We start from the raw sequence: 8,479 nt of genomic DNA, 5'->3' as shown, positions 1-8,479 counted from the left end.
AGATCAGCGGCGCCACGTCGAGACGGCCGCGGGCCAGCAGGTCGAGGAAGCAGGCCAGGTTGCGGCGCTCGGTCCAGCGCACATAGCCGATCGGATAGTCCCGGCCCTCCAGCTCGTACTCCGGGTCGTAGCGGCCGGGGCCGTAGCTGCGCGAGAAGCGGACGTCCAGCTCCTTCTCGTAGTACGCGTTCCACGGCAGGTCCAGACGGCACTTGCCGATGTCCACGACCCTGCCGCGGTCCCGGCACAGCCGGGCCGCCAGCTCGACGGGCTGGTTGCTGCCGCCCCCGGCGGCCAGGTACACCTGGTCCACACCGTGGCCCCCGGTGAGTTCCGCGACGGCCTCCGCCACGGCCGCCGACCCGGGATCACCGCAGGCCGCGGCGCCCAGCCCCGCCGCGAGCCGGCAGCGCTCCGGGTCGGGGTCGGCCCCGACGACGCGGACCCCCGAGGCGGTCAGGAGCTGCGCCACCAGCTGGCCGATCAGGCCGAGACCGACGACCAGGGCCACCTCGCCGAGCTGCGGTGCGCCCTGGCGCACCCCCTGCATCGCGATCGACCCCACGGTGCCGAACGCCGCGTGCCGGGGCGCGAGACCGTCCGGCACCGGTGCGTAGAGGTTCTTCGGGACCCAGTTCAGCTCGGCGTGCAGCGCGTGCTCGTTGCCGGCGCACGCGACGAGGTCGCCCGCCTTCACGTCGTCGACGCCGGCGCCCACCTGCTCGACCACCCCGCTCAGCGAGTACCCCAGCGGCGTGTACGAGTCCAGCTTGCCCATCACCTTGCGGTACGTGGCGGGCACCCCGTTCGCGGCGACGCTCTGCATCACCCTGGCGACCTGGTCCGGGCGCGAGCGGGCCTTGCCGAGCATCGACATGCCGGCCTCGGACACCTTCATCAGCTCGGTCCCGGTGGAGATCAGCGAGAAGGCGCTGCGCACCAGCACGCCCCCCGGCCCGCACCCCGGTTCGGGCACGTCGAGCAGCGCGAGCTCGCCGCTCTTGTAGTTCTGCACGACCTGCTTCACCCGTACTCCTCAGATTCCTCAGCCGTCGGCCCGGTGCTCCGCCCGGACCCGGAAGTCGCGTCGCGATACCAGTACTCGAGGGTCAGCACATGCCACAGATGCTTGGAGAAGTCCCGCTGCCCGGCGGCGTCCTCGGCGACGAGGCGCTGCAACGCCTCGCGGCGCAGGAACCCCGACCGCACCAGTTCGCCGTCGTTGACCACCTCCCGCACGAGCGGTGCCAGGTCCCGGCTCATCCACGCCCGCAGCGGGGCGCTGAACAGGCCCTTGGGCCGGTGGACGATCTCCCGGGGCAGCACCGCGGCGGCGGCCTCCTTCAGGACGGCCTTGCCCTGCCGTCCCGCGATCTTGCGGCTGCCGGGCACGGCGAACGCCGCCCTGACGACCTCGACGTCGACGTAGGGCACCCGCACCTCGGTGGAGGCGGCCATGCTCGACCGGTCCGTGTAGGCGAGGTTCAGACCCGGCAGGAACATCCGCGTGTCGCCCAGGCACATGCGGTTGACGAAGTCGTCGAGGTCGTTGTCCCGGTAGACGTCCGCGTGCTCCGTGAGGACGTCGTCCACCGCCGGGGCCAGGCCGGGATCGACCAGGGCGAGCAGCTCGTCGCGGTCGTAGAGCGTGTAGCTGCGCCGGAACGCGGTCTCCTCCGGCAGATCGGCGAACGACAGGAACCGCTTCGCGAAGCGCACCGAGCGGTAGCCCCGGCGGGCGCTCGCGACCGGCAGCCGGTCCACGACCGCGGACACCGTGCGCCGCACCGGGCGCGGGACGCGCTGGTAGCGCAGCGCGAGCAGATTGGCCAGGTGCTTGCGGTACCCGGCGAACAGCTCGTCGGCCCCCATGCCCGACAGCATCACCTTCACCCCGGCCTCCCGGGCGGCCGAGCAGATCAGGAACGTGTTGATCGCGGCCGGATCGCCGATCGGCTCGTCGAGGTGGTACGTCATCCTCGGCAGCAGGTCGAGCACGTCCGGGGCGATCTCGATCTCGTGCAGGTCGACCCCGAACCGCTCGGCCACCGCACGCGCGTGGCGCAGGTCGTCCGGCATCGCCTCGAAGCGGGCGTCCTCGGCGCGGAACCCGATCGTGTAGGCGGAGATCCCCGGCCGGTCCCGGGCCGCCAGCGCGGTGAGGTAGCTGGAGTCGAGCCCGCCGGAGAGGAACGTCGCCACGGGCACGTCGGACAGCAGATGGCGCCGGGCCGACTCCTCCACGACGGCCGCCAGGTCCGGCAGTTCACCGGCGCGGGCCCGCTCCCGGCCCTCCGCGGCGACCTCCCTGAGGTTCCAGAACCGGCCGCGCTCCACCCGGCCGTCGGGCCGGCACCGCAGCCAGCTGCCCGGCGGCAGCTTCTCCGCCTCGCGCAGCGCGCACCGCGAGTCCGGCACCCAGTAGTAGAGGAGCGAGGCCACCAGCGCCGCGTGGTCCACCTCCAGCCTGCCGCCGGTCGCGAGCGCGAGCGCCTTCAGCTCCGAGGCGAACACCAGGCCCTCGCCGCGCCGCAGCAGGAACAGCGGCTTGATGCCGAGCTGGTCGCGGGCGAGCACCAGCTCACCGCTGCGCTCGTCGAAGACGCCGAAGGCGAACATGCCGCGCAGCCGGGGCAGGCAGTCCGTGCCCCAGCGCCGCCACGCCTCCAGCAGCACCTCGGTGTCGGAGGTGCCACGGAAGCGCACCCCGGCGGCCCGCAGCTCGGCCCGCAGCTCGGGCGCGTTGTACAGCTCTCCGTTGTACGTCAGGACCAGACCGTCCGAGGCCATCGGCTGGGCGCCGGTCCCGGACAGGTCGACGACGGCCAACCGGCGGTGGCCGAGCTGCACGTCGCCGCTCCCCAGGGGGTGGCCGTAGCGGCCGGACCCGTCCGGGCCGCGGTGGGCCAGGACGCCGGTGAGCCGGTCGGTGACGGCCTTCCCGTCCGGCCAGCGGTACGTCCCCGCGATGCCGCACATCGGCTACCGCACCTCCTGCTCGTCGTCCGGGACCCGCGCGGCCCGCACCGGCACCTGCTCCGCGAGCCGCACGTCCTGCCGGCGGGCCGGGCGTTCGCTGCGGCCGCGCAGCGCGGTGTGCAGCCCGTCCCAGAGGGTGCCGTCGGTCCGGTCGTGCGGGTCGGGATCGAACAGCACCACGCCGATCACCGCGATGCGCTGATCCGCGAGCTGGCGTGCCACGGTGTGCAGCCAGGCGGCGCTGCCGTGGCCCGCGCGCACCACGAGCACGGTGCGGGTGCCGAGGTACCGCAGGTCGGTCCAGGCCGTGCCCGGCGCCACCGAGCCGACGCCGATCCGGCGCTCGTGCGGCGCGAGGGCCGCGGCCCGCCCGCCGCCGACCACGGCGGGATCGCCCTGCCGGAGGCGGTGCCCGGAGAGCTGCGGACCGGGCAGAGCGTCGACGAGCGTCGCCGGCCCGTCCGCCGCGAGGGCCCTGCCCACGTCCAGGGCGATCCTGCTCGTGCGGCGCGCGCAGCCCAGCTCCAGCAGGGACACCGGTTCCACGGAGCCGCGCACCAGCCGGACCAGGGTCGTGGTGAGCCGGTCGCGGGCGGCCCTGGTCCGCCGGCGCCGCCACAGCCGGCCCGAGCGGCGGGGCAGTTCCGCGACGACGGAGGCGCCCAGGTTGGCCGAGATGTCGCGGCGCAGCACCGGGCGGTCCGCCACCACCGTGCCCAGCGCGGCCAGCGCGAGCCCGACGGCCAGTCCGAGGACGAGACCGATCGCGGCGTCGGTGGCGGCGGTCCTGGGCAGGGACCGGCGCACCGGGCGGGCGGCGTCCATGATCTGCGTCCCGGCGACGACCCGGGGGGCACCCGTGCGGGCCTCCACGGCGCGCTGGTCGAAGTCGGAGATGCGCGAGGTGAGTTCGGCCCGGCGGGCGAAGAGGGACTCGACGATCGCCGAGGACTTCGGGTCGGCGTTCGGTGACAGCTTCCCGATCTCCTTGTTGACCTGGGCGAGTTCGGCCCGCATCCCGTCGCGCTGGTCGAGCAGCGCCTTCGCCTCGGCCTGCGCGGTGTCCCGCATCCGCTGGACGTGGTCGGCGACGAACGCCTCGGCCAGCGCCGCGGCCCGGTCCACCGCCTGCCCCTGGCTGTCGCCGGTCACGGTGATCTGGAGCAGGTTGTTGGTCAGGCCGGTGCCCCGGTAGTCCCGCATGAAGTCCTCGATGTCCGCGCCGGACCCGAGGGACTTCAGGGCCTGCCCCGCGATCCGGGTGGTGTTCAGCAGTTCGACGTCGGTGCGGATGAGGGTTCCGGTGTCGCTCGGCTGGTCCTCCTCGTGCGCGACCAGCACCTTGGTCACCGCGGTCGGCGGCGACGGGAGCAGCACGGCCACGGCCGCGCCTGCCAGCAGCCCGAGAAGGGCCAGGGAGCACCACAGGCGCCGGCGCCTGCGCACCGACACCACCAGCGACTGGAGGTCGATGAGCGGAGCGGCGGCGGGCGACTCCGCGGTCGTGCCTGTCGTCACGCCGAACCTCCCGTTGCGTGGCCGCGCGCCGCGAGCGCCGGAGCGGCCTCCCGCGGGGTGCGGCCCGTCGTGCGCGCCTGCCGGTCCCGGACCGGTTCGGCGACGACGAGACCGGCGATCTCGTGCCCGCCGTCCGCGCAGGCACCGGCGAGGCCGTCGAGCTGATCCGCGGTGCAGGTGCCCGCGCTCAGCACGACCAGGGCACCCGATGCGAGGCCGCGGTCCGGGACCGTCGGCCGCTGCGCCGAGACCTCCACGACCCGCAGCACCGGGTCGCCCGCCGCCTCGGCGACGAGCTGCCCGGCGGCCCGCAGGGCGATCTCGTCCCCGTCCGGCACGATCACCAGCAGCCCGCCGGGGGAGGGCAGTTGCTCGCGCAGCCGGGCGCACACCCGCCGGTGGCGGATCCGGCGGTCGGCTTCGCCGCCGGAGCGGTGCGGCACCGGCAGGTCCCACCGGGTGTCCGTGCCGAGGAGGCGGGCGAGCCGGGCCCGCGGGCCCCGGCCCGTGGCCTGCCGCGCGGGCGCCTCCTGCGGGACGTCGACGACGCCGAGGAGCACCGTGCCCAGCGCCGCGGTGAGCTCCGCCTCGCCGCGCGGGCGCCGGTTGACGCGCGCTGCGGCGAGGTGGCCGAGGAGCGCCGCCAGGAAGAACAGCAGCGCCCCGGCGGCGACGAGCTGGATCCGCGTGGGCGCCTCGGTCCCGGCCGGCCGGGGCGCCGGTCCCATGACGACCAGGTTGGCCCGGTTGTTCGCGGGGTTGGCGTCGGCCAGCTTCTTCATGGCCTCCTGGAGCGAGGTCCGCAGCCTCTCCAGCTCGGTGCGGGCCTGCACGCTCTCCACGGTGCTGCCGGGATCGGCGGCGCGGGCCAGGTCGCTGATCCGGCGGTTGGTCCGCGCCACCTGCCGGCGCAGCGCCTCGGTCCCGGTGGCCGCCTCGGGGTCGGTGGCGCCGCCCGCGATCCGGGTGGCGAAGGTGACGAACTCCTGGGCCACCTGGTCGGAAAGCCGCTGCGCGCGCCGCGGGGTGTCCGCCGTACCCGAGATCGTGATGATGTTCCCGTCGGCGGCCGTCGCCCTGACGTCGTCGCGCAGGCCGGCGCCGTCGACGCCCTGCCAGGCGAGCTGCTCGGCGGCGCGGTCGACCACCGCCGAACTCGTCGCGATGTCCACCTGGGTGAGCAGTTCGCGTTCTTCCCACTGGCCCGGCAGCAGGACCGACGCCGACGCGGTGTACCGCGGCGGCAGCAGCATCGAGACGCCCTGGCCGGCGAGGGCGCCCAGCACGGTGAGGACGGCCAGCAGCCGCCATCGCCGGCGGAGGATCCGGCCGATCGCGGCCAGGCGGATCGTGTCGTCGTTCAACGGCGCGGCCTCTTCCCCGTACGGAGCGGCCCACCCGCCGGCACCGGGGCGCGGTCCCGGCACGCGGCGGCGTAGGCGGCGAGCAGTGCTGCTTGCGAACGACGCCAGGACAGCGGCCCTTCGACCCGCTCCCGGCCGGTCCTGCCCATCCGGGCCCGCAGCGCGGGATCGTCGAGCAGCATGGCGACGAGCCCGGCGAACTCGCCCTCGTCGTCCGCGGACGCGTAGACGGCGGCGTCACCGGCGGACACGCGCGCCTCGCGCAGGTCGAAGGAGACGATCGGCCGCCCCATCGCCATGTACTCGAGGACCTTGTTCATCGTCGACACGTCGTTGAGCGGGTTGCGCGGGTCGGGGGACAGGCACACGTCCGCGGTGGACAGGTAGCGCACCAGGTCGGCGTCCGGCACGCGCCCGGTGAACTGCACCTGGTCCGTCAGCCCGAGCCGCCCGGACAGCTCCACCATCGCCTCGAAGGCGTCGCCCGCGCCGACGAACACCGCGTGCCAGTCGGTCCGTCCGAGGTCGTCGCGCAGCTTCGCGAGGGCCCGCAGGGCGTAGTCGACACCGTCCTGCGGCCCCATGACGCCGAGGTAGCACAGCAGATGGGGCTTGCCGCGCTTCAACTCCGGTTCGGCGGGCACCGGCCGGAAGCGGTCGACCGCCGGGGCGCTGCGCACCACGAAGACGTCCTCCGGCCGCTTGCCGCCGCGGCGCAGCGCGACGTCCCGGTAACTCTCGTTGGTGGCCAGCACGATGTCCGCGGCCCGGTAGGTCCGCCGCTCCAGCGCGCACACCGCCCGGTGGAGCAGGTCCTCACCGCGGCCGAACCGCGACAGGTACAGCTCCGGCACCAGGTCGTGCTGGTCGAACACGAACCGCGCGCCGCGCCGCTTCAGCCACAGCGCCGGCAGGAACAGCAGGTCGGGCGGGTTGCAGGCGTGGACCACGTCGACCGGTCCGACCGCGCGGGCCAGCCGGAACGTGTGCCACAGCGCGCAGCCGTACTCGCGCAGATAGCCGGCCGGGCCCCCGGTGGCCGCGCGCAGCGGGTAGCGGTGGACGCGCACGCCGTCGATCACTGCCTCCGGCTCGGTGTCCCGCTTCTCGCCGCGCGGGCAGACGACGTGGACCTCCCAGCCCGCCTCGCGCAGCGTCGTGCACTCCTGCCACACCCGCCGGTCGAACGGCACCGACAGGTTCTCCACGAGGATCAGCGCGCGCCGGCCCTGCCCGCCGCCGGCCGGGTCACCAGGCAAGGCCCAGGTATCCCGGTTCGGTCCGGCGCGCCTCGGCGTCGGGAAGGCGGACGAGATCGACGATCACCGGGCCGTCCCCGTGCGGCAGCGCCGCCAGCACGGCCGGGTCGCCGGTCCCCACCAGGCACACCTCGGCGTGCTCCAGCACCTCCTCCACGGAGTCCGCGAGGAGCTGGGCGAGGTGCGGGAGCCGGCTCTCGATGTACGCGCGGTTCGCGCCCAGCAGACGCGACAGGCTCACGTTGGCGTCGTAGATCTTCAGGTCGTAGCCCTTGCCGAAGAGGCGCTCGGCCAGCTCCACGAGGGGGCTCTCGCGCAGATCGTCGGTGCCGGGCTTGAACGACAGCCCGAACAGCCCCACCCGGCGCCGTCCGGTGCGCTCGACCAGGTCCACCGCCCGCTGCAGGTGCGCGGAGTTGGAGACCAGCACATGCGAGAGGATGGGCACGGACACATCCGCGCGCCGCGCCGCGTGGACCAGGCTGCGCAGGTCCTTGGGCAGGCACGAGCCGCCGAACGCGAAGCCGGGCCGCAGATAGGCGGGGCTGATGTTCAGCTTGCGGTCGGCCAGGAACACGTCCATCACCTGGTGCGAGTCCACGCCGAGCGCCTGGCAGACGGCGCCCAGTTCGTTCGCGAACCCGATCTTGAGGCCGTGGAAGGCGTTGTCCGCGTACTTGATCGCCTCGGCGGTCGGCACCGGCACCCGGAACACCTCGCCGGGCAGGCCCTCGTAGAGCGCCCGCACCGCCTCGCCGCTCGCCGGGTCGAGTTCGCCGATGACCGTCTTGGGCGGGTCGAGGAAGTCGCGCACGCTGCTGCCCTCGCGCAGGAACTCCGGATTGACCGCGACGCCGAAGTCCACCCCGGCCGTGCCGCCGACGGTCTTCTCCAGGATCGGCACCAGCAGGTTCAGACAGGTGCCCGGGAGCATCGTGCTGCGGAACACGACGGTGTGCCGACCGCCCCGCCCGGCCAGCGCGGCACCGATCTGCTCGGTGACCCGCTCCAGATACGCGGTGCACAGGCTGCCGTTGGGCTCCGAGGGCGTGCCCACGCAGACCAGCGAGATCTCGCTCCCCGCGATCGCCTCGGCGACGTCGGCGGTCGCGCGCAGCGCCCCGGTCCGCACCACCTCGGCGACGAGCTCGCCGATCCGCTCCTCGACCACCGGGGCCCTGCCGTCGTTGACCAGGTCGACCTTCACCGGGTTCACGTCCACCCCGATGACCTCGTGCCCCCTGCCGGCCAGGCACGCGGCCGACACACAGCCCACGTAGCCGAGCCCGAACACGCTGACTCTCATGACACGTCCCTCCCCCCGGACAGGCCCCGGGGGCCCGCGGTCCGCGCGCCGGC

At 74.5% G+C, this 8,479-nt stretch carries 6 protein-coding genes; all 6 read right to left on the bottom strand.

Translation table 11 applies throughout. The annotated features are described in order from the left end of the window. A partial coding sequence (locus SZN_RS20820) for a zinc-dependent alcohol dehydrogenase (protein WP_007498240.1) occupies positions 1 to 1,027 on the bottom strand: 1,027 nt, incomplete at its 3' end. Beyond that, positions 1,024 to 2,979: an asparagine synthase (glutamine-hydrolyzing) gene (gene asnB, locus SZN_RS20815; protein WP_007498238.1), complete on the bottom strand. Its 1,956-nt coding sequence runs from the start codon at positions 2,977 to 2,979 to the stop codon at positions 1,024 to 1,026. The genes SZN_RS20820 and asnB, both read right to left, overlap by 4 nt. A 3-nt stretch (positions 2,980 to 2,982) precedes the next feature. Next, a complete protein-coding gene (locus SZN_RS20810) occupies positions 2,983 to 4,497 on the bottom strand; it encodes a Wzz/FepE/Etk N-terminal domain-containing protein (RefSeq protein WP_007498236.1) in 1,515 nt (504 codons plus the stop codon). Further along, positions 4,494 to 5,861: a Wzz/FepE/Etk N-terminal domain-containing protein gene (locus SZN_RS20805; protein ID WP_007498234.1), complete on the bottom strand. Its 1,368-nt coding sequence runs from the start codon at positions 5,859 to 5,861 to the stop codon at positions 4,494 to 4,496. Before SZN_RS20805 ends, SZN_RS20810 begins: the two co-directional genes overlap by 4 nt. Continuing rightward, positions 5,858 to 7,120, bottom strand: coding sequence for a glycosyltransferase family 4 protein (locus SZN_RS20800; protein ID WP_007498232.1), 1,263 nt, complete (start codon positions 7,118 to 7,120; stop codon positions 5,858 to 5,860). Before SZN_RS20800 ends, SZN_RS20805 begins: the two co-directional genes overlap by 4 nt. Next, complete coding sequence (locus SZN_RS20795; protein ID WP_007498230.1) at positions 7,110 to 8,426, bottom strand: nucleotide sugar dehydrogenase; 1,317 nt, start codon at positions 8,424 to 8,426, stop codon at positions 7,110 to 7,112. The genes SZN_RS20800 and SZN_RS20795 overlap by 11 nt, the downstream gene beginning before the upstream one ends. Between the last annotated feature and the right edge of the window lie 53 nt (positions 8,427 to 8,479).

Source organism: Streptomyces zinciresistens K42 (assembly GCF_000225525.1).
GTDB classification, from domain to species: Bacteria; Actinomycetota; Actinomycetes; order Streptomycetales; family Streptomycetaceae; genus Streptomyces; species Streptomyces zinciresistens.
This window is presented reverse-complemented; position numbering and strand designations above follow the sequence as displayed.